Source organism: Streptacidiphilus jeojiense (genome assembly GCF_000719095.1).
Classification (GTDB): Bacteria; Actinomycetota; Actinomycetes; order Streptomycetales; family Streptomycetaceae; genus Streptacidiphilus; species Streptacidiphilus jeojiensis.
In genome coordinates, this window is the sequence record NZ_JOEH01000011.1 from 251,290 (window position 1) to 273,135 (window position 21,846).

Annotated in this window: 3 protein-coding genes; 1 reads left to right on the forward strand and 2 read right to left on the reverse strand. The window is 73.4% G+C overall.

All coding sequences use genetic code 11. The features are described 5' to 3' along the window. The first annotated feature begins 3 nt into the window (after positions 1 to 3). Positions 4 to 1,074 (forward strand): iron-siderophore ABC transporter substrate-binding protein, encoded by a 1,071-nt coding sequence (locus IF29_RS0117320; protein WP_030255452.1) that lies wholly within the window; start codon positions 4 to 6, stop codon positions 1,072 to 1,074. A gap of 76 nt (positions 1,075 to 1,150) precedes the next feature. On the opposite strand, the gene IF29_RS0117325 is transcribed toward IF29_RS0117320, so the two are convergent. Further along, positions 1,151 to 1,363, reverse strand: a complete 213-nt coding sequence (locus IF29_RS0117325) for an MbtH family protein (RefSeq protein ID WP_030255455.1) — start codon at positions 1,361 to 1,363, stop codon at positions 1,151 to 1,153. Positions 1,364 to 1,403: 40 nt separating this feature from the next. After that, a complete protein-coding gene (locus IF29_RS0117330) occupies positions 1,404 to 21,677 on the reverse strand; it encodes a non-ribosomal peptide synthase/polyketide synthase (RefSeq protein ID WP_051725428.1) in 20,274 nt (6,757 codons plus the stop codon). Positions 21,678 to 21,846 lie beyond the last annotated feature (169 nt).

The following is a 21,846-nucleotide window of genomic DNA, read 5'->3' on the forward strand; positions in this document are numbered from 1 at the left end:
CTCATGCGCTCCTTCCCGAGAGGCACCCGCACCGCCACCGCACTGGCCTCCGGCCTGGTCCTGCTCGGCGCCGCCACCGCCTGCGGCTCCAGCACCGGCGAGACCACCGCCTCGGCCGGCGACGCCAAGGCCAGTGCCACCGCGGGCTCGGCCTTCCCGGTGACCATCGCCAACAAGTTCGGCAGCACCACCGTCAAGGCCGCACCCAAGCGCATCGTCACGGTCGGACTGACCGACCAGGACGCGGTGCTGGCGCTGGGTCAGGTACCGGTGGCCACCACCGAGTGGCTCGGCGCGTACAAGGGCGCCATCGGCCCCTGGGCCACCGCCAAGCTGGGCAGCGCCGCGCTGCCGACCGTGCTGAAGGACCCCGGCACCGGGCCCAATGCCGAGCAGATCGCCGCGCTGCACCCGGACCTGATCCTGGCGGTGTACGCGGGCCTGACGGATGCTCAGTACAAGACCCTGTCCAAGATCGCCCCGGTGGTCGCCGCACCCAAGGGCTACAACGACTACGGGGTCCCCTGGCAGCAGCAGACCGAGATCATCGGCCAGGCGCTGGGCAAGGCCACCGAGGCCAAGACCCTGGTCTCGGGCGTCGACGCCGACTTCGCCGCCGCTGCCAAGGCACACCCGGAGTTCGCCGGGAAGACCGCCGTGATGGCCACGCCGTACCAGGGCTTCTTCGTCTACGGCAGCGAGGACCCGCGTTCGCGCATGCTCACCTCGCTCGGCTTCAAGCTGCCCGCGACCCTGGACAAGGTCATCGGCAACCAGTTCGGCGACAACATCAGCAACGAGCGCACCGACCTGCTGAACACCGATGCCATCGTCTGGCTGGTGGACGACCCGGCCAAGGACGAGGCCGCGCTGCACGCCAACAAGCTCTACGGCGACCTGGCGGTGGTCAAGCAGGGCCGCGAGGTGTTCGTCCCCAGCAGCAGCGACTTCGGCAACGCGACCTCCTTCGTCTCGGTGCTGAGCCTGCCCTACACCCTGGAGCGGCTGGTGCCGATGCTGTCCGAGGCCGTGGACGGCAACCCGGCGACCAAGGTGGTCACCCCGACCTCCTGATCCCGCCCACCGCAGTACGCCGAAGGGGCCGGCCCGCGAATCGTCTTCGCGGGCCGGCCCCTTCGGCGTTCTCGGGTCAACCGTCCTGCCGCACCAGGCTCTTGGGCCGCAGGTCGGTCCAGTTGGCCTCGATGTACTCCAGGCACTCCGGACGGGCGGCCGGCCCGTGGGCCACCGTCCAGCCCGCCGGGACGTCGACGAAGTCGGGCCACAGGCTGTGCTGGCCCTCCTCGTTGACCAGGACGGTGTAGACGCCGTCGGGGTTCTCGAAGGGGTTGCTGTTGCTCATCGTGGTTCTCTCCTTGCAGGGGTTGCGGGTTGAGCTCTGTTCAGGAAGGAAGGTTCGTAAGGGGGTTGGTGTGCTCCAGCGCCTCGGCCCGGTCCACCAGGGCCTCCAGCGCCCGGAACCAGGTCTCGGCCAGGTCCCTGACCGCCGCCTCGGACAGCAAGCCCGCGGCGAAGGACCAGTGCGCCGCCAGCTCGGGCCCCTCGGGCCGGTCCTCGGTCAGCGCGTTCACGGTCAGGGCGTGCGAGAGCGGCATCCCGGGGTCGCCGTCCAGATCCGCGGCATCGCCCTCGGGCGCGTAGGACCAGTCAGTGGCCTCCGGGTGGCCGAAGCGGCCCATGTAGTTGAACTCGATCCCAGGGGTGCCGAGTTCGGCCAGCTCGCGGCCGGCCACCGGGTTGAGGTGGCGCAGCAGCCCGTGGTGCAGGCCGGAGGCGGGCAGTGCCGCCAGGTGCCCGCTGACCCGCTCCAGCGCGCGGTCCAGCTCAGGGCCGCCGGACAGTGCACCGCCCAGGTCGACCGCGCCGACGTCCAGCCGGACCGGGACCACGCTGGTGAACCAGCCGACGGTGCGCGACAGGTCCGCGTCCCCGGCCAGCTCCTCCTCGCGGCCGTGGCCCTCCAGGTCCACCAGCACGGCGGTGGCCCGGTCCTGCGGGTCCTGCCGGGTGCGCCAGTCCGCGACGGCCAGGGCCAGGGCGGTCAGCATCACGTCGTTGACGGTCGCGCCGAAGGCGGCCGGCACCCGGCTGAGCAGCGGCGCGGTACGGGCCGGCGGCAGGGTCAGGGTGAGCTGCCGCTCGGTGCCGACGGTGTCCAGGGCCGGGTCGAGCGGCCGGGCCAGCGGGAACGGGTCGGCGTCGTCCAGGATCGAGCTCCACAGCGGCAGTTCGTCCTCGGCGACCGGGTCGACGGCGCGCCGCTCCAGCAGTTCGGACCAGCGGCGGAAGGAGAACCCGACCGGGGGCAGGGTCACCTGCCGGCCCGCCGTGACGTCCCGCCAGGCCGTCTCCAGGTCGGGCAGCAGCACCCGCCAGGAGACGCCGTCCACCACCAGGTGATGGACCATCAGCAGCAGCCGTCCGGATGCCCCGGGGCCCGCGTCGAACCAGACCGCCCGGACCATGCGGCCGGACTCCGGGTCCAACCGGTCCCGGGCCGCCCGGGCGTGCTCGGCGACCAGCGCGCGCAGCCCGGCCTCGTCGGCGCCCGCGGCGTCCACCTCGACCAGCCAGGACGCCGCGTCCACCGCGCCTGGCGCGGGGACCTGCAGCCACCACTGCTCCGCGCCCGCGCCGCCGACGCAGCTCCCCGAGGGGATCCGCTCCAGCCGGGCCCGCAGCATGTCGTGGTGGTCGGCCAGCCCCTGAAGCACCGTCAGCAGCCCGGTCCGGTCCAGCCCGGAGGGTGTCTGCACCAGCGCGACCTGGTGGTAGCCCTGGAACGGGCCGCCCTGCTCACGCAACGCATGCATGATCGGGGTGATCGGCAGCAGACCGGTGCCCCGGTCGTGCGCCCGGTCCCCGGCCGCCGCGGGGGCCGACCGGAGCGCGACCCCGGCCAGCGCCTCCACGGTCCGCAGCTGGAAGACCTGGCGCGGGGTGATCCGCAGTCCGCCCGCCCGGGCCCGGCTGACCAGTTGCATGGCCACGATGCTGTCCCCGCCCAGGGCGAAGAAGTCCTGGTCCGCCCCGCAGTCCGGCAGGCCGAGCACCTCGGCGAAGACCCCGCAGAGGAGCTGCTCCAGCTCGCCCTGCGGCTCACGGCCGCCGGACGAGCCGTCGGCGCCGAAGTCCGGCGCCGGCAGCGCCCTGCGGTTCAGCTTGCCGTTGGACAGCAGCGGCAGCGCGTCCAGGACCACCACCGCCGCCGGGACCATGTAATCGGGCAGCGCGGCGGCCGCGGCTGCCCGCAGCGAGGCCGGGTCCAGCCCGCCCGCACCCTCAGCCGGAACCGCGTAGGCCACCAGCTGCTTGACCCGGGGCCGGTCCTCACGGGCGACCACCACCACCTGGGCGACGTCCCGGTGCCGGGCCAGCACGGCCTCGATCTCGGCCAGTTCGATCCGGAAGCCGCGCAGCTTCACCTGGTCGTCGGCGCGGCCCAGGTAGTCCAGCTGTCCCTGCCCGTTCCAGCGGGCCAGGTCGCCGGTGCGGTACATCCGGGAGCCGGGGTCGCCGTGCAGCGCCCCGAACGGGTCGGCGACGAAACGCTCCGAGGTCAGGTCCGGCCGGCCCAGGTACCCCCGGGCCAGGCCGGCACCGGCCAGGTACAGCTCGCCGCTGACCCCCGGCGGCACCGGCCGCAGCGCCGCGTCCAGGACGTAGGCGCGGGTGTTGCCGACCGGCCGGCCCACCAGCGGGTGCTCGCTGTCGCCCACCCGGGCGACCAGCGCGTCCACGGTGGCCTCGGTGGGCCCGTAGAGGTTGAACGCCTCGGTGCCGGGCAGTGCGCCCAGCCGGCGCCAGAGCGCGTCCGGCACCGCCTCGCCGCCGACGCCGACCGCCGCCAGCGGGCACTCGCCGTCCTGGATCAGGCCGCTGTCGGCGAGCTGGCCCAGGAACGAGGGCGTGACCTCGATGAAGTCCAACCCCTGGTCCCGGATCGCAGCCGCGGTCAGCTCCGGGTCGTGCCGGGTCTCGTCGTCCAGGATGTGCAGGGCGTGCCCGTCCAGCAGCCACAGCTGCGGCTGCCAGGAGGCGTCGAAGGAGAAGGACCAGGCGTGCCCGATCCGCAACCGCTGCCGGCCGGTGCGGCGCTTGGCCGGGTCGTGCAGTGTGCGGCGGTGGCTGCGGAACAGGTTGGCGACGCTGCTGTGGCAGACCACCACGCCCTTGGGGCGCCCGGTGGAGCCGGAGGTGTGGATGACGTACGCCGGGTGCCGCGGGTCGGGTCCTTGCGGCAGGTTCCCGGCCGCGAAGGCGTCCAGCTGCTGCCGGGTCGCGTCCGCGTCCAGGAGCAGCACGGGTACCGCGCTCTGCGGCAGCCCGGGGGCCAGCCGACCGGTCGTCAGCAGCAGCCGCGGCGCGGTGTCGTCCAGCATGGCGAGCATCCGCTCGGCCGGCAGGTCCGGGTCCAGCGGCAGGTAGGCGGCGCCGGCCTTGAGCACGGCCAGCAGCGCGACCAGGTAGTCCTCGGTGCGCGGCAGGGCCAGTGCGACGATCCGCTCGGGGCCGGCGCCGCGCTCGACCAGCAGCCGGGCCAGCCGGTTGGCCCGGCCGTTGAGCTCGCCGAAGGTCAGCGAGACCGGACCGCAGACCAGCGCCACGGCCTCCGGACCGGCGGCCACCTGCGCCTCGAACAGCGCCGGGACCGTCCCCGGCGCATCGGCCCCGACCGGCAGGGCGGTGGCGTTCCAGTCCTGCAGGACGGCACGGCGCTCGGCGGGGTCGAGGATGTCCACCCGGGCCAGCGGCTGCTCCAGGTCGGTGGTCATGGCCTCGAACAGCCGGACCATCGCGGCCGTGATCCGCTCGACGGCGGCCGCGTCGAACAGGTCGGACCGGTACTCGGCCGTCAGCGACAGCCGCTCGCCGGGCTCCACCGCCCAGGCCAGCGGGTAGTGGGTGGCGTCCCGGTGGTCCCGGACGCTGCTGCGCAGCCCCTGCTCGGCCCCGAGGCCGGGTCCCTCACCGCCGGGGTAGGACTCGAAGACGACCAGCGTGTCGAAGAGGTCGCCCAGTGCGGCCCGCCGCTGGATGTCGGACAGGCCCAGGTACTGATGGGGGATCAGCTGGGACTGCTGGTCCTGCAGCCGGTCCAGGAACGCGGCCAGCGACTCGCTCTCGTCGATCCTCGCCCGCACCGGCACGGTGTTGATGAACAGTCCGATCATCGACTCCGCACCCTCCAGCTCGGCCGGCCGCCCGGAGACGGTCGCACCGAAGACCACATCGCTCCGGCCGGTGAGCCGCGCCAGCAGCAGCCCCCAGGCGCCCTGGACCAGCGTGTTGACGGTCAGCCCGCGCGAGCGGGCGACAGCGGTGACCGCGCCGGTCAGCTCCGGTGTCAGCAGCAGGGTGCGGGTCTGCGGCACCGCCGGGGCCCGCTCGGGGTCGGCGGGGACCAGATGGGTCGGCTCCTCCAGCCCGTCCAGGGCCTTGTCCCAGGCGTCGGCGGACGCGGCGGCGTCCTGGGCCGCCAGCCAGGCCAGGTAGTCGCGGTAGGGGGCGACCGGCTGCGGCGCGCGTCCGGCGTAGAGCTCGGCCAGCTCGTCCATCAGCTGCGGCAGCGACCAGCCGTCCAGCAGCAGGTGCTGGTGCGACAGGACCAGCCGGTGCCGCTCGGGTCCGCAGCGGACCAGCAGCAGCCGCAGCAGCGGGGGCACCGCCGGGTCGAAGCGGCGGCGCTCCTGGGCCAGCAGGTCGCTCCAGCGCGCCTCGAACTGCTCCGGGTCCAGACCCGAGAGGTCCAGCTCGCGCCAGGGCAGCGTGACCGTGCGCGGCACCACGGCAACGGGACGGCCGGAGGCCAGGTGGCGGAAGCCCGCCCGCAGGTTGGCGTGCCGGTCCAGCAGTGCCTGACCGGCAGCGCGCAGCGCGGCCGGGTCCAGCGGACCGTCCAGGTCATGGCTGATCTGGACGGTGTAGACGTCCGGCACCTCCGCGCCCGAGTCGAAGGAGGCGTGGAACAGCAGGCCGGCCTGAAGCGGCGTCAGCGGCAGCAGCTCGGCCACCGCCGGGTCGGCGCCCAGCTCCGCCAGCTCGGCCTCGGTGAGGTCGAGCAGCGCGGCATCGGCGGCCGGAGCGACGGCCGACACCTCCCCGGCGACGGCGGCCAGACCCGCAGCCGACTTGTGCCTGAACACATCGCGGGGGGTGAAGCCCAGACCGGCCGCCCGGGCCCGACCGACCAGTTGCATGGCCACGATGCTGTCCCCGCCCAGAGCGAAGAGGTCGTCCTCGACCCCCACCCGCTCCAGGCCCAGCACGGCGGCGAACAGCTCGCACAGCAGGGCCTCGCGCGCGGTGCGCGGCTGGGTGTCGGTGGTCCCGGCGGCGAAGTCGGGCGCGGGCAGCGCCCTGCGGTCCAGCTTGCCGTTCGGGGTGAGCGGCAGCGCCCCCAGGACGACGAAGGCGGCGGGCACCATGTGCTCCGGGAGCTCCGCGGCGGCATGGGCCCGCAGCGCGGCCGGCTCCGGCGCGGGTCCGCCCGCAGCTGGCACGACGTAGCCGACCAGACGGCCCTCACGCGCCACCACGACGGCGTGGGCCACGCTCTGATGGCTGCTCAGCACCGACTCGATCTCGCCCAGCTCGATCCGGAAGCCGCGCAGCTTCACCTGGTCGTCGGCACGGCCCAGGAACTCCAGCTCCCCGCCGCCGTCCCACCGCGCCAGGTCGCCGGTGCGGTACATCCGCGTGCCGGGTGCGCCGAAGGGGTCGGCGACGAAGCGCTCGGCGCTCAGCGAAGGACGGTTGAGGTAGCCGCGCGCCAACTGGACCCCGGCGAGGTAGAGCTGACCCGTGCAGCCCGGCGGGACCGGGCGCAGCGCATCGTCCAGCACATAGGCGCGGGTGTTCCACACCGGCCGCCCGATCGACACCCGGCTGCTGCCGGAGAGCACGGCCGTCGCGGTCACGTCGACCGACGCCTCGGTCGGCCCGTAGAGGTTGTGCAGCTCGACCCCTGGCACCAGGGCATGGAAGCGCACGGCCAGTTCGGCCGGCAGCGCCTCGCCGCTGCACAGCACCCGGCGGAGACCAGAGGCGCCGGCAGCGGTCGGCTCGTCCAGGAAGGCCCGCAGCATCGACGGCACGAAGTGGCAGGTGGTGATGGACTCGTCCTGGATCAACCGGGCCAGGTAGGCGGGGTCCTTGTGGCCCTCGGGTCGGGCCAGCACCAGGGCGGCGCCGGTGATCAGCGGCCAGAAGAACTCCCAGACCGACACGTCGAAGCTGGACGGCGTCTTCTGCAACACTCGGTCCGCAGCGGTCAACCCATACTCCGCCTGCATCCACAGCAACCGGTTGGCAATGCCCTGGTGCGGCACCACCACGCCCTTGGGCCGACCCGTGGACCCCGACGTGTAGATGACGTAGGCGGGGTGGCTCGGGTGGTAGCCGGTCGGCAGCTCGCCGGACGGTCCCTCTGGCAGCCGGTCCTCGATCACGCAGACCGGCTGCGCGTCCGCCAACATGTAGGCCAGCCGGTCGGCCGGGTAGTCCGGGTCCAGCGGCAGGTAGGCGGCCCCGGCGCGGTGCACCGCAAGCAGCGCCACCACCAGCTCCACCGACCGGGGCAGCGACACCGCCACCGTGCGCTCAGGACCCGCCCCGAGCCCGGCGAGCACCCGAGCGGTCCGCTCCACCCGCACATCCAACTCGGCGTAGCTCAGGCGCTCATCACCGAAGACCAACGCCAACGCATCCGGCGTCCGAGCCACCTGCTCCCGGAACAGCTCCGGCAGCGTCACCGCCGGAACGGCGTGGTCGGTCTCGTTCCACTCACCCAGCACCTGGTCGCGCTCGGAGCCGTCCAGCAGTTCGATCTCGCGCAGCGGGACGTCGGGGGCCACCGCGACCTGCTCCAGCAGTCGCAGCAGCCGCTGCGCAAGCCGTTCGACCGTGCTGTGGTCGAAGAGGTCGGCGCTGTACTCGATCCAGCTCTGCATGCCGCCGTCCGGACCCTGCTCCACGAAGTCGAAGCTGAGGTCGAACTTGGCGGTGTGCTGGTCCAGCGGCTCGGGGGTGGCGGACAGCCCCGGCAGATCGGGGACACCGCCCGGAGCCGCGAGGTGGACCACCATCACCTGGAACAGCGGGTGCCGCGCCAGCGAGCGCGGCGGGTTGACCGCCTCCACCAGCCGCTCGAACGGCAGCGACTGGTGCTCGTAGGCCGCGAGGTCGGTCTCCCGCACCCGGGCCAGCAGTTCGCCGAAGGACGGCGCACCGGACAGGTCGCTGCGCAGTACCAGCGTGTTGACGAAGAAGCCGACCAATTCCTCCAGCTTCTCGTCGCTGCGCCCGGAGATCGGCGCGCCCAGGGGGATGTCCTCCCCCGCGCCCAGCCGGTGCAGCAGCGCCGCCACGGCGGCCTGGACCAGCATGAACATACTGACGGACCGCTCCCGGGCCAGCGCCCGCAGAGCGCCGGCCAACTCGGGGCTCAGCGTCAGCCCGACCGCCCCGCCCCGGTGGCTGCTCTCCAGCGGACGCGGACGGTCGGCCGGCAGCGCCAGCTCGTCCGGGATCCCAGCCAGAGCCTGCTGCCAGTAGGCGAGTTCAGCTGCCTCGACGGCCTCGCCCAGGGACTCCCGCTGCCAGAGCGCATAGTCGGCGTACTGGACCGGCAGCGCAGCCCACTCAGGAGCCCGCCCCTCGATCCGGGCCCGGTAGGCGGTGGCCAGGTCGCGCCAGAGCGGCCGGTCCGACCACTCGTCGGTGGCGATGTGATGGACCACCACCAGCAGTACCTGCTCCTGCCCCGAGGTGCACAGCACATGCGCACGCAGGGGAGGCTCCCGGTCCAGCTCGAAGCCCTGCGCGGCAGCCTCGGCGAGTCGCCCCGCAAGGTCCTGCTCATCCACCTGCTCGACGTGGACCACCCCGGGCAACCGCTCCGGGTCCAGTACCAGCTGGTGCGCCCGCCCGTCCCGGGTCGGGAAGACGGTGCGCAGGCTCTCATGACGGATCATCACGTCATGGACGGCGGCCGTCAGAGCGTCGCGGTCGAGCTCGCCCACCAGCCGCCAGGCCGCCGGGAGGTTGTAGGTCGGCGTCGGGCCCTCCAACTGGTGCAGCACCCACAGCCGTTGCTGGGCCGAGGACAACGGCAGCAGCTCAGGACGGTCCTCCATCGGGAGCAGGGCGGGCAGCGGAGTGCTGCCCCCGCCGCCCGTCAACCGGGCCGCGAGCCGGGCCACCGTGGGGGCCTCGAACACCGCGCGCAGGGCCAACTCCGCGTCCAGCACCGTGCGGACCCGGCTGACCAACCGCATCGCCAGCAGCGAATGCCCGCCCAGGGCGAAGAAGTCGTCATGGATCCCGACCCGCTCCAGTCCCAGGACGTCGGCGAACAGTCCCGCCAGCAGTTTCTCGCGCGGAGAGCGCGGCAGTGCCGTCGTCGACTCCGCGGTGAAGTCCGGCGCGGGCAGGGCCTTGCGGTCGAGCTTCCCGCTGGGCGTCAACGGCAGTGCGTCCAGGGCAGTGAAGGCGGCGGGAACCATATGCTCGGGCAGCACCGCCCGCGCGTGGGCCCGAAGTGCGGCCAGGTCGGCCGAACCCGGCGCCACATAGGCGACCAGCCGCTGCTCGTACACGGCCACGGCCACCTGCCGCACCGTCTCGTGCCGGCCCAGCACCGCTTCGATCTCGCCCAGTTCGATCCGGAAGCCGCGCAGCTTCACCTGGTCGTCTGCGCGGCCCAGGAACTCCAGCACCCCTTCGCTGTTCCAGCGCGCCAGGTCGCCCGTGCGGTACATCCGCGCCCCGGGCGGCCCGAACGGGTCGGCGCAGAAGCGCTCCGCGGTCAGTCCGGGCCGGCCCAGATACCCCCGGGCAAGCTGGGCGCCGGCCAGGTACAGCTCGCCGGCCACGCCCGGCGGTACCGGACGCAGCCCGGCGTCCAGCACATACGCCCTGGTGTTCCACACCGGCCGCCCGATCGGCACCTGCCTGCCACCGGGGTGCACCCGCACGGCGGTGACGTCCACCGACGCCTCGGTCGGCCCGTAGAGGTTGTGCAGCTCAGCCGGGAGCAACGCGAGGCAGCGGTCCGCCAGTTCGGCCGGCAACGCCTCGCCGCTGCACAGCACCCGGCGCAGCCCGGTGCATCCGGCGGCGGTCGGCTCGTCCAGGAAGGCCCGCAACATCGACGGCACGAAGTGCACCGTCGACACGCCTTCGTCCTGGATCAGCCCGGCAAGGTACTCGGGGTCCCGATGACCGTCCGGTCGGGCCAGCACCAGGGCGGCGCCGGTGATCAGCGGCCAGAAGAACTCCCAGACGCTGACGTCGAAGCTGGACGGCGTCTTCTGCAGCACCCGGTCCGCAGCCGTCAGCCCGTACTCGGCCTGCATCCACAACAGCCGGTTCGCGATACCCCCGTGCGGAACCACGACGCCCTTGGGTCGCCCGGTCGAACCCGATGTGTAGATCACATACGCCGGATCACGCGGGTCATAGTCGGACGGCAACTCACCGAACGGACCCTCCGGCAACCCCTCCCGGACCACACACACCGGACGGGCGTCAGCCAGCATGAACGCCAGCCGCTCGGCCGGATACTCCGGATCCAACGGCAGATAGGCAGCCCCCGCACGATGCACCGCCAGCAGCGCCACCACCAGCTCGATCGAACGCGGCGACGCCACCGCCACCGTCCGCTCAGGACCCGCACCGAGCCCCGCCAGCACCCGAGCAGTCCGCTCCACCCGCGCATCCAACTCGGCATAGCTCAACCGCTCGTCACCGAAGACCAATGCCAACGCATCAGGCGTCCGGGCCACCTGCTCCCGGAACAGCTCCGGCAGCGTCACCGCCGGCACGATGTGGTCGCTATCGTTCCAACCCTCCAGCACCAACTTCCGCTCGGCCGGGTCCAGCAGCTCCAGCTCCCGCAGCGGACGGTCGGGTGCAGCTGCCGCCTCCTGCAACAGCCGGAGGCACCTGGCGGCCATGCCCGAGGCCGTGCTCCGGTCGAAGAGTTCGGCGCTGTACTTCAGCAGCAGCGTGATCCGGTTCTCGGCGGCGTGGTCGACGAAGGTGAAGTCCAGGTCGAACTTGGCGCTGCCGCTCTGCGTCGGCAGCCATTCGGTGGGCAGGTCCAGCAGCTGCGGCTCGCCCTGCGGGCGGTAGTGGTAGCCGGCCATCACCTGGAACAGCGGGTTGCGGCCCGGCAGCCGGGGCGGGTTGACCGCCTCCACCAACTGGTCGAAGGGCAGGTCCTGGTGGTCGAAGGCGGCCAGATCGGCCTCCCTGACCCGGGCCAGCAGTTCGGCGAAGCCCGGGTCGCCGGACAGGTCGGTGCGCAGCACCAGGGTGTTGACGAAGAAGCCCACCAGGTCGTCCAGCGCGCTGTCGGTCCGTCCGGCGATCGGCGCGCCGACGGGGATGTCCTCCCCCGCGCCGAGCCGGTGCAGCAGGGCGGCGACCGCGGCGTGGAACAGCATGAACATGCTGGTGCCGGTCGCGATGGCCAGTTCGCGCAGGGCGCCGGCAGTCGCGGCGGGCAGCTCCACCTCCACCGCGCCACCGAGACCGGTCGGCTCGGTCGGACGCGGTCGGTCCAGCGGCAGCGCCAACTCCTCCGGCAGCCCGGCGAGGGCCTGCCGCCAGTAGTCGAGCTGCCGGGCACCGTCGGCGTCGAGCAGCCGCCGCTGCCAGAGGGTGTATTCGGCGTACTGCACCGGCAACAGCGCCCACTCCGGGGCCCCAGCCGCCGCGCGGGCGCGGTAGGCGGTGCCCAGGTCGGCCAGGAACGGACGGTCGGACCACTCGTCGGTGGCGATGTGGTGCAGCACGATGACGACCACCTGGTCGTCCTGACCCACCCTCAGCACATCGCAGCGCAGCGGCAGCCCGCGCCCCAGGTCGAACGGCAGGGCCGTCAACTCGTCGACACGCCCGGCGACTTCGCCCTCCGGGCAGCCCTGGACCCGGAACGGCATTTCAACGCCCGAAGCAACCCGCTGGTACAGCTCACCACCCTGCTCCACCACCACCGTACGCAGGGCCTCATGACGTTCCGTCACATCGACCAGCCCCTGCCGCAACGCCTCCAGGTCCAAGCTCCCGCGCAGCCGGAAGACCAGCGGGAAGTGGTAGGCGTCCCCGCTGCCGAACTGCTCGGCCAGCCACAGCCGCCGCTGCGCCGGTGAGAGCGGCACGAGCTCGGGGCGGTCGGCGAGCGCCGTGACCGTCGGACGCGCCGGCCGGCCCGGGGCCTCGGCGCGCAGCGCCAGCAGTGCGGGGGTGGGGGCCTCGAACAGGTCGCGGATCGCCAGCTCGGCCCCGAGCGCGGTGCGGGCCCGGCCGATCAGCCGGGTGGCGAGCAGGGAGTGCCCGCCCAGGTCGAAGAAGCCGTCCTCGGCGCCGACCCGGGGCAGTCCCAGCACCTCGGCGAACAGTCCGCAGAGCACCTCCTCGGCCACCGTCTCCGGCCCGCGACCGCCGCCCAGCGCCACCGAGGGCTCCGGCTGCGGCAGCGCGCGCACGTCCAGCTTGCCGTTGGCGTTCACCGGCAGCCGGTCCAGGGTGACGAAGGCCGCCGGGACCATGTAGTCGGGCAGCTGCCGCCGCAGTTCCTCCCTGACCCGGGGCACCAGCCCGGAGCGGTCCGCACCAGCGTCGGGCACCAGGTACCCGATCAGTCGACGGGCCCCGGGAACCGAGCTGTCGTCAGCGGCGACCACGGCCGCCTGGGCCACCTCCGGCAGCCGGTTGAGGGCGCTCTCGATCTCGCCCAGCTCGACCCGGTAGCCACGGATCTTCACCTGGTCGTCGGTACGGCCCAGGAAGTCCAGGTTGCCGTCGGCGCGGCGGCGCACCAGGTCGCCGGTGCGGTACATCCGCTCCCCCGGCAGACCGTGCGGGTCGGCGACGAAGCGCTCGGCGGTCAGGTCGGCGCGGTTCAGGTAGCCCCGGGCCAGCCCCACCCCGGCGATGTAGAGCTCCCCCGGCACACCGTCGGGGACCGGTCGCAGCCACTGGTCCAGGATCAGCGCCCGGGTGCCCCGGATGGCCCGGCCCACGGTGGGGGTGGCGCTGTCACCGGTGCCGGCGCCCAGGGTGTTGATGGTGTACTCGGTCGGACCGTAGAGGTTGTAGCCGTAGGTGCCCTCGGTGTCCCTGAGCCGGTTCCAGACTGCCTCGGACACCGCCTCGCCACCGAGCAGCACCAGCGGCGGCCGGTGCCCCGGGGCGTCCAGCAGGCCCTGCTCCAGCAGCAGATGGGCGTAGGTCGGCGTGACGTTGACGACGTCGATGAAGTGCGTCGCGCAGTAGTCGACCAGGGCCTCCGCGTCGCGGCGCAGCTCCTCGTCGCAGATGTGCACCTGGTGGCCCTCCACCAGCCAGAGCAGCTCCTCCCAGGACATGTCGAAGGCGAAGGAGACGGTGTGCGCGATCCGCAGCCGCCGGCCGCCGGCCGAGGCGACGGCCGGGTCGAAGATCTCCCGCTGGTGGTTGAGCTGCATATTGGTCAGGCCGCGGTAGGGCGTGACCACGCCCTTGGGACGGCCGGTGGAGCCCGAGGTGTAGATGACGTAGGCGGGGTGCTCCAGGCTGAACCGCGGGCACTCCTCCTCGGTGATCGGCGCTCCGGACAGCCGGTCCAGTTCGGCACGGACCGCGGCGTCGTCCAGCAGCACCCGCCGCGTCCCCGGCGCGGCCTGCGCCAGGCGCCCGGCCACCGCCGACTCCGCCAGCAGCAGCGCGGGGCGGGCGTCGTCCAGCATCCCGGCGAGCCGGTCGTCCGGATGGTCCAGCTCCAGCGGCAGGTAGGCGGCGCCGGTACGCAGCACCGCGAACAGCGCCACCACCGTCTCGATCGACCGGCGCAGCCCCAGCGCGACGATCCGCTCCGGCCCGGCGCCCCGGGCCAGCAGTAGCCGGGCCGTCCGGTTGACGGCGTCGTCCAGCTGCGCGTAGGTCAGCCTCTCGTCGCCGAAGACCAGCGCGACGGCGTCCGGGGTGTGGGCGGCCTGCTCGGCCAGCAGTTCGGCGATGGTCAGCTCCGGCGCCGGGACCCGGCCGGCCGCCCACTCCTGCCGCAGCGCGGCGCGTTCGGCCGGCAGCAGCGGGTCCAGGGCCGCCACCTGCCCGTCCAGCTGCCGGGTGAAGCGGTCCAGCAGGGTGGTGAAGCGGTCCAGCAGCGCCTGGGCCTGTTCGCGCGGAACCGCGTCGGGCCGGTGGGCCAGGGTGATCCTGATCCGCTCGCCCGGTGTCACGATCAGGGTGACCGGGTAGTGGGTGGCGTCGATGTTGGAGACGGCGGTGGCGCCATGACGCTGCTTCAGTTCGGCCAGCCGGTCCCCGGTGTCGGCGTCGCGCAGCACGAAGAGGGTGTCGAACAGCCGCCGGTGGCCGGTCTCGGCCTGCAGCACGCCCAGCCCCAGGTACTCGTACGGCATCAGCGCCAGCCGCTCGTCCTGGATCCGGCGGGCCAGCTCCAGTACCGACTCAGCGGGGTCGTAGGCGATCCGGGCCGGGACGGTGTTCAGGAACATCCCGATGACGTTCTCGACGTCGGGCACCTCGCTGGGCCGCCCGGCCACCGCGGTGCCGAAGACCACGTCGGTGCGCCCGGTCACGGCGGCCAGAGTGAGGCCCCAGGCGGCGGTGAGCACGGTGTTCATGGTCAGGCCGTGCCGGCGCGCCCCCGTGCGCAGCCAGTCCGCCGACCGGTCCAGCAGGTCGGTCTCCAGGCTCTCCGGGATGTCCGGCTCCAGGCCCGCGTCGGACGCCGCGAGCAGCGTGGGCTCCTCCAGGCCGGCCAGGGCCGAGCGCCAGGCACGGGTGGCCTCGGCGCTGTCCTGCGCCTCCAGCCAGGTCAGGTAGGAGCGGTAGGAGCCGGGACGCGGAAGGACGGACTCGTCGCCGCCATTCTGGTAGAGCGCGAACAGCTGGTCCAGGAACAGCCAGGCGGACCAGCCGTCCCACAGCAGCAGATGACGGCCGATCACCAGCCGGTCCCCGCGCCCGGCGCCGAGACGGACCAGCAGCAGCCGGAACAGCGGCGGGCGGGCCAGGTCGAAGCGGCGGGTGCGCTCCTCGTCCATCAGGGCGTCCAGGCGGGCCTGCTGCTCCTCGGCCGGCAACCCGGAGAGGTCGACCTCCTGGAACGGCGGCTCCAGGCCGGCGGTGATGAACTGCACCGGGCGGCTCAGCCCGTCGCTGGTGAACCCGGCGCCCAGACTGGGGTTGCGGGCCAGCAACAGCCGGGCGGCGGTACGCAGCCGCCCGGCGTCCAGCGGGGTGGCGAAGTCGAAGGACTCATGGGCGGTGTAGACGTCCACGGCAGTCGCGTCGTAGGTGGCGTGGAAGAACAGGCCCTCCTGCAGCGGGGCCAGCGGCCAGACGTCCGCCACCGGGCCCGGGCTGGTCGCACGGACCCGCGCGGCCTCCTCCTCGCTCAGCTCGAAACCGAAGGACGACGCCCCGGAGTCCGGCTCCGCCACCGCGCCCGCGGCCGCCGCCAGCGCGGCGGGGGTGCGGTGCTCGAAGACCTCGCGCGGGCTCAGCGCCAGGCCGGCCCGACGGGCCCGGCTGGAGACGCCGATGGAGCTGATGCTGTCGCCGCCGAGCAGGAAGAAGTCGTCGTCGATGCCGACCTGCTCCAGCTTCAGCACGGCCGCGAAGATCTCGGTCAGCGTCTGCTCGCGCCCGTCGCGCGGTGCGCGCAGCTCGGCGCGCACCGACTGCGGTGCGGGCAGCGCGGCCCGGTCCAGCTTGCCGCTCGGCGTCAGCGGCAGCGCCTCTAGCAGCACATAGGCGCCTGGTAGCAGCGCAGCCGACAGCTCGGCCGCCAAGGCGTTCTGAACAGCCGTCAGGTCCAACGGATCGGCGACCGGGACCAGATAGGCGACCAGCTGGGTGCCCACCACCGCCACGGCGGCCTGCGCCACCTCGGGCAGCCGGGTCAGCGCGGCCTCGACCTCGCCCGGCTCGATCCGGTTGCCGCGCAGCTTGACCTGCCGGTCGGTACGGCCCAGGTACTCGACCGCGCCGTCCGGACCAAGCCGCACCAGGTCCCCGGTGCGGTACATCCGGCTGCCCGCCGGGCCGTACGGGTCGGCGGTGAAGCGCTCGGCTGTCAGTGCGGGCCGCGCGTGGTAGCCGCGGGCCAGCTGAACGCCGGTCAGGTACAGCTCGCCAGGGACCCCGGCCGGCACCGGGCGCAGGCAGGAGTCCAGCACCCGCAGCCCGGTGTTCCAGACCGGGCGCCCGATCGGCACGGTGGTCCCGGCCGCACCGTCGTAGGCGTGGTGGGTGACGTCCACCGCGGCCTCGGTGGGCCCGTAGAGGTTGTGCAGCGGGACGGCCGTCAGCTCGCGCCAGCGCTCCGCTGCCGCCGCCGGAAGGGCCTCGCCGCTGCTGAACACCCGGCGCAGGCTGCGGGCCCAGCCGGGGTCGGCGGTGATCTCCTCCGACTGGAGGAAGGCCTCCAGCATGGACGGGACGAAGTGCAGGGTGGTGACCCCCCGTTCGCGGATCAGCCCGGCCAGGTAGGCGGGGTCGCGGTGCCCGTCCGGTCGGGCCAGGACGACGGCCGCGCCCTGGCACAGCGGCCAGAAGAACTCCCAGACGCTGACGTCGAAGCTGGACGGGGTCTTCTGCAGCACCCGGTCCTCGGCCGTCAGGCCGTACTCGCCCTGCATCCAGGCGAGCCGGTTGACGATGGCGCGGTGGGTGACCACCACGCCCTTGGGACGGCCGGTGGAGCCGGAGGTGTAGATCAGGTAGGCGGGGTGGTCCGGGCCGGTCGCCGGCAGCGGCCGGGCCTGGACCGCCTCGCTCTCCTCCACCAGCAGCAGCGCGCGTCCGGAATCCTGGGGCAGCAGCCCAGCGGTGGCGGCGGTGGCCAGTACGACGCTCGCCCCGGAGTCCGCGAGCATGTGGGCGACCCGGTCGGCCGGGTAGTCCGTGTCCACCGGCAGGTACGCGGCCCCGGACTTCAATACCCCGAGCAGGGCCGTCATCAGCTCCGTCGAGCGCGGCACCGCGACCGCCACGACTGTCTCCGGTCCGGCCCCGCGCGCGACCAGCCGCTGTGCCAGCGCCTCGGCACGGGCGTCCAGTTCGCGGTAGCTGACGCTGCTGTCCTCGAAGAGCACCGCCGTGGCGTCCGGGGTGCGGCGCACCTGGTCGGCGATGGCGGCGGTCAGGTTGGTGCCGGGGACCGGCTGCTCGGCGCCGAGCAGCTGCCCCTGGGCCCGCTCCTGCGCGCTGAGCAGGTCCAGGTCGGCGACCAGCGCCCGGGGGTCGGCGGCCAGTGCCTCCAGCACCAGGGTCAGCCGGTCGGCGATCCGCTGCACGGCCTCCGCGTCGATGCGCTGGGTGTGGTGCTTCAGCCGCAGGTCCAGCCGGGCACCGGGCTTGACGATCAGGGCCAGCGGGTAGTGCACGGTGTCGTGGAACTCGTGGCCGGTGATCCGCACCGCGCCGGAGGGGTCGGTGAGGCCGCTCCCGGTCGGGTAGTTCTCGAAGACCACCAGGGTGTCGAAGAGTTCGCCGACGCCGGCGGGTCCGGCCACCCGCTGGATCTCGGCGAGGCCGAGGTGCTGGTGCTCCAGCAGCTGCGTCTGCTGCTCCTGGAGCCGTCCGAGCAGGTCCGCCAACCGGTCGGCGGGCTGCCAGGCGAACCGGGTCGGCAGGGTGTTGATGAACAGTCCGACCATCGACTCGATGCCGCGGACCGCCGCGTCACGCCCGGAGACGGTGGTGCCGAACACCACGTCCTGACTACCGGTCAACCGCCCCAGCAGCAGGCCCCAGGCGCTCTGGACCACGGTGCCCAGGGTGACCCCGTGCTCGCGCGCCCGGGCCGAGAGCGCGGCGGTCAGCCGCTCGGAGAGCTCGACCCGGACCTGTCCCGGCCGCGGTGCGCTGCCGTCCGGGGCGGTGGCCACCAGCCGGGTGGGCTCCTCCAACCCGGCCAGTGCGGTGCGCCAGGCCGCCCGCGCCGCGTCCTGGTCGGCGCCGGCGACGTGCCGCAGGTACTCCCGGTAGGGCGCGGGGGCGGGCAGCTCGGCCGCCCCGCTGCCGTGGCCGTTGCCGTAACCGTCACTGCCGTATCCGGCCAGCAACTCCTGGTGCAGCACCGGAAGTGACCAGCCGTCGGCGATGATGTGATGGAACGTCAGCACCAGTCGGCTGTGTCCGTCCCCGAGTCCGATCAGCGCGCAGCGCAGCAGCGGCGGACGGGCGAGGTCGAAGCGGGCCGCCCGCTCGTCGGCGGCCACGGCGTCGGCCAGCGACCGCTGCACCTCGGCGTCCTGCGCCGAGAGGTCCACCTCGCGCCAGGGGAGCTCCAGCGGACCGGGGACGATCTGCACCGCCCGGCCTTCGGCGGTCTGCCGGAATCCGGCCCGCAGCGGCGCGTGGCGGTCCAGCAGCCCCTGGGCGGCCCGGCGCAGCGCGGCCGGATCGACCAGCCCGGCCAACTCCAGGACCTGCTGCACCACATAGGCGTCCCGCTCCGGTCCGTCCAGCTGCGAGTGGAACCAGAAGCCCTGCTGCAGTGGCCCCAGCGGCAGCAGCTCCCGTACCGTCAGCGGGTCTGCGCCCTGCAGCTCGGCCAGCTCGGCGTCCGAGACCCGGATCAGCGGCGCGTCGTCGACTGCGGTCTCCTGGTGGACGACTGCCACCTCGGCCAGCGCGGCGACCGTGCGGTGCCGGAACACCTCGCGCGAGCTGATCCGCAGTCCCGCCTCACGCACCCGGATCAGCAGCCGGACGGCGACGATGCTGTCGCCGCCCAGGGCGAAGAAGTCGTCGTCGATGGAGACCGCGGGCAGACCGAGCACCTCCGCGTAGGCCGCGCAGAGCAGTTCCTCGCGCTCGTCCCGCGGGGCCCGGCCGGCGCTGAGGGCGGCGTAGTCGGGGACCGGCAGGGCGGCCGGGTCGATCTTGCCGCTGGGCGTCACCGGAATCCGCAGCACCGGAACCAGTGCGCTGGGCACCATGTAGTCCGGCAGTGACTCGGCCGCGAACGAACGCAGCCGCCGCATCAGCGCGTTGACGTCGCGGAACGGCACCGGCCGGTTGGCCGTCGGAGCCTGCCGTTCCGCCCCGGACGGGAGGTAGACCGCGCCGAGCGGAAGCCCCCCGGCGACCAGCACCGCGTCGAGGCTGCCGTCGTCGGCCGAACCGTTCCAGGTCACGGCCACCTGGTAGCCGTGCCGGGCTCCCAGTGCGTGCAGTTCCTCCGGATCCACCCCGACCGTGCCGGGGCGGCGGACACCGTCCCGCACCGCGGCCAGGTCGGCGAGGTCGGCCGTCAAGCGGGCGTTGGGCAGGGCGGTGATCCGGAGCCGGGCCGGACGGCCGTCCGCCGCCAACCGGTCGTCGAGCGCCGCCAGCGAGCCCAGTTCGGCCCAGTCCAGCCGGGCCTCCGGCTCCAACTCCGGCGCTGGCGCAGGCGCGTCGCCCGCCCTGCGCAGCACCACGTCGTACCGGTAGCGGGTCAGCTCGTTGTGGTGGTCGCCGCGCTTGACCCGGATCTCGGCGTCGAAGCCCTCCAGCGCCGCGAAGAAGTCGGGGTCGAGCAGCAGCTCGCCCTCCCAGGCCGTGGAGCGCTCGACGGCGTCCCGCAGCGCCGCCGCGTCCACCGGGTCGGTCTGCCGCCGGGTCTCCACGGCGGCGCGCAGGCAGTCCAGCAGCCGGTGGTTGCGCACATCGCCGACGAACAGGCTGCCGCCGGGGGCCAGCAGCGCACCGGCCGCGCGCACCACCGCAGCCAGGTACTCGGCGCTGGGGAAGTACTGGGCCACGGAGTTGATGACGACGGTGTCGAAGTGCCCGGCCGGCAGCCCGACGAGGTCGTCCGCCGGACGGGCCTCCAGCCGTACCCGGTCCTTGAGTCCGGGCACCGCGTCGACCTGGGTGCGCAGGGCGCTTACGGCCTGCTCGGACAGGTCGGTGCCCCAGTACTCCGTGCAGTCGGGGGCGATCCGGGACAGGACCAGCCCGCTGCCGACGCCGATCTCCAGCACCCGGCGCGGCTTCAGCTCCCGGATGGCGGCGATGGTGGTGTCGCGCCACTCGCGCATCTCCGCGACCGGGATGGGCAGGCCGTCGTACATGCTGTTCCAGCCGGCGAAGTTCTCCTGGAATCCCTCGGAACCGGCGGCGGCGTAGAGCAGTTCGTGCAGTTCCTTCCAGTCCTCGACCTGTTCGGCGGCATCCTGCCCGGGCTCGCCCGCTCCCGTCTTCTCCTCTCCCGCCTGTCCCGCTCCCGGCCGGCCCGTCAGCGCGGGGACGACGTAGGCGGCCAGCCGCCGGTCGCCGGGGCGGTCCTCGCGGACCACCACCGCGACCTGGTCCACGGCCGGGTGGCGGCGCAGTGCGGACTCGATCTCGCCGGGCTCGATCCGGAAGCCCCGGATCTTGACCTGGGCGTCGGCCCGGCCCAGGAACTCCAGCCTGCCCTCGGCGTTCCAGCGCACCAGGTCACCGGTGCGGTAGAGCCGGGCGCCGGGTGCGCCGAAGCGGTCGGCGACGAAGCGTTCGGCGGTCAGGTCCGGGCGTCCGAGGTAGCCGCGCGCGAGCCCGTACCCGCCGAGGTAGAGCTCCCCCGGCTCGCCGACCGGGACCCGCTCCAGCCGGTCGTCCAGTACATGGGCCCAGGTCCCCGGGTCGGGCACGCCGATGGGCACGATGGAGCCAGCCGGGATGTCCGGGTCGCACAGGCCCAGGGTGGAGTTGGTGGTCGCCTCGGTGGGGCCGTAGGCGTTGAACATCATCCGGCCCCGGGCGTAGCGGCTCACCAGTTCCGGCGAGACCCGCTCGGTGCCGGCCAGCAGCGTTGCGGTGGGCGGCAGTTCGACGTCGGCCGGCATCGCCGCGAGCAGCGCGGGGGGCAGGATCATGAAGGTGACGCCGTGTTCGCGCGCGTAGTCGGCCAGCGGGGCGCCCGGCACCCGCCGCTCGGACGGGACCACCACCAGCCGGCCGCCGGAGAGCAGCCCCAGGCACAGGTCCCAGAAGGCGACGTCGAAGCTGGGCGAGGCGAACTGCAGCACCCTGCTGCCCGGGCCGATCCCGAACCGCTCGCTCTGGGTGGCCACCAGCTTGGCCACCCCGGTGTGGGAGAGCACCACGCCCTTGGGCCGGCCGGTGGATCCGGAGGTGTAGATCACATAGGCGGCGTTGCCGAGCGCCAGTACGCCACGGTCGCTCGCGGTCGGGTCGTGGCTCGGACGGCCCGTCAACTCCCGCTCGGCCTCGTCGGTGTCGAGCGCCAGCACCGCCATACCGTCCGGCGAAGCGATCCCGTCCACCGTCCCGACGGTGCCGACCAGGCAGATCGGAGCGGCGTCAGCCAGCATGTAGCCGATCCGCTCGGCCGGGTAGTCGGTGTCCAGTGGCAGGTAGGCGGCGCCGGACTTCAGCACCGCTACCTCGGCGACGATCAGGTCGGCCGATCGGGGCAGCGCCAGCGCCACCACCCGCTCGGGGCCGGCGCCACGGGCGATCAGCGCATGGGCGAGCCGGTTGGCCCGCCGGTCCAGCTCGGCATAGCTGAGCTCGACGTCCTCGAAGACCAGCGCCACGGCGTCCGGCCGCAGCCGTACCTGTTCGGCGAAGAGCTCGGGCCAGGTCAGCAGCCCTTCCTCGGGGAGGGGGGCCGCGTCGGAGCCCTCATACGCCGTCACTTCTTGGATACCGGACACCGAGTCGACCGTGCCTCTCAGGACGTGCGGAACCGGCGCGAAGCCGGACGATCAGTCGCCATACTAAGGTAAGGATTACCTAACTTAGAACCCTCCAGGCCGATCAAGCTAAGGTGTGCCTAACCTAAGAGCTATTCCCCTGACGGCACCC

Excerpts from the sequence above, each read along its gene's own strand:
- IF29_RS0117325 (WP_030255455.1), bottom strand. The coding sequence starts at position 1,363 with ATGAGCAACAGCAACCCCTTCGAGAACCCCGACGGCGTCTACACCGTC.
- IF29_RS0117320 (WP_030255452.1), top strand. The coding sequence starts at position 4 with ATGCGCTCCTTCCCGAGAGGCACCCGCACCGCCACCGCACTGGCCTCC.